Source organism: Saccharibacillus sp. CPCC 101409 (genome assembly GCF_030518235.1).
In the GTDB taxonomy this organism is placed as follows: Bacteria; Bacillota; Bacilli; order Paenibacillales; family Paenibacillaceae; genus Saccharibacillus.
In genome coordinates this window covers 1-1,342 of record NZ_JAULSA010000045.1, presented here as the reverse complement: position 1 = coordinate 1,342, position 1,342 = coordinate 1, and the positions used below count along the sequence as shown (strand labels likewise).

Below are 1,342 nucleotides of genomic sequence, written 5' to 3'. Positions count from 1 at the left end.
AGTAGCGAAGGTCCTGGGCTCACACTGCCAAGAAAAGCTTCTAGCCAGGTGAAGGCGCCCGTACCGCAAACCGACACAGGTGGGTGGGAAGAGTATTCTAAGGCGCGCGGAAGAACTCTCGTTAAGGAACTCGGCAAAATGACCCCGTAACTTCGGGAGAAGGGGTGCCCCGGTAGTGTGAATAGCACGAGGGGGCCGCAGTGAAAAGGCCCAAGCGACTGTTTAGCAAAAACACAGGTCTGTGCGAAGCCGCAAGGCGAAGTATACGGGCTGACGCCTGCCCGGTGCTGGAAGGTTAAGAGGAGGGGTTAGCCGCAAGGCGACGCTCTGAATTGAAGCCCCAGTAAACGGCGGCCGTAACTATAACGGTCCTAAGGTAGCGAAATTCCTTGTCAGGTAAATTCTGACCCGCACGAATGGCGTAACGACTTGGGCGCTGTCTCAACGAGAGATCCGGTGAAATTTTAATACCTGTGAAGATGCAGGTTACCCGCGACAAGACGGAAAGACCCCATGGAGCTTTACTGCAGCTTGATATTGGACTGGGGTGCGATTTGTACAGGATAGGTGGGAGCCTTGGAGCTCGGAGCGCCAGCTTCGGGGGAGGCGCCGTTGGGATACCACCCTGATCGCATGCTAGTTCTAACCTCGTACCGTGAATCCGGTACAGGGACCGTGTCAGGCGGGCAGTTTGACTGGGGCGGTCGCCTCCTAAAGTGTAACGGAGGCGCCCAAAGGTTCCCTCAGAATGGTTGGAAATCATTCGCAGCGTGTAAAGGCATAAGGGAGCTTGACTGCGAGACGGACAGGTCGAGCAGGGACGAAAGTCGGGCTTAGTGATCCGGTGGTACCGCATGGAAGGGCCATCGCTCAACGGATAAAAGCTACCCTGGGGATAACAGGCTTATCTCCCCCAAGAGTCCACATCGACGGGGAGGTTTGGCACCTCGATGTCGGCTCATCGCATCCTGGGGCTGAAGTAGGTCCCAAGGGTTGGGCTGTTCGCCCATTAAAGCGGTACGCGAGCTGGGTTCAGAACGTCGTGAGACAGTTCGGTCCCTATCTGTCGTGGGCGTTGGAAATTTGAGAGGAGCTGTCCTTAGTACGAGAGGACCGGGATGGACGCACCGCTGGTGTACCAGTTGTTCCGCCAGGAGCATCGCTGGGTAGCTACGTGCGGACGGGATAAACGCTGAAAGCATCTAAGCGTGAAGCCCCCCTCAAGATGAGATTTCCCACATTTGGTAAGACCCCTTGTAGACGACGAGGTCAATAGGCTGGAGGTGGACGCGCAGCAATGCGTGGAGCTGACCAGTACTAATCGGTCGAGGGCTTATCCTCC

1 rRNA gene is annotated in these 1,342 nt (G+C 56.4%); it reads left to right on the top strand.

Annotation, left to right across the window (positions count from 1 at the left end):
- Positions 1 to 1,341, top strand: a 23S ribosomal RNA gene (locus QWJ34_RS26945); the annotation flags it as partial.
- Position 1,342 lies beyond the last annotated feature (1 nt).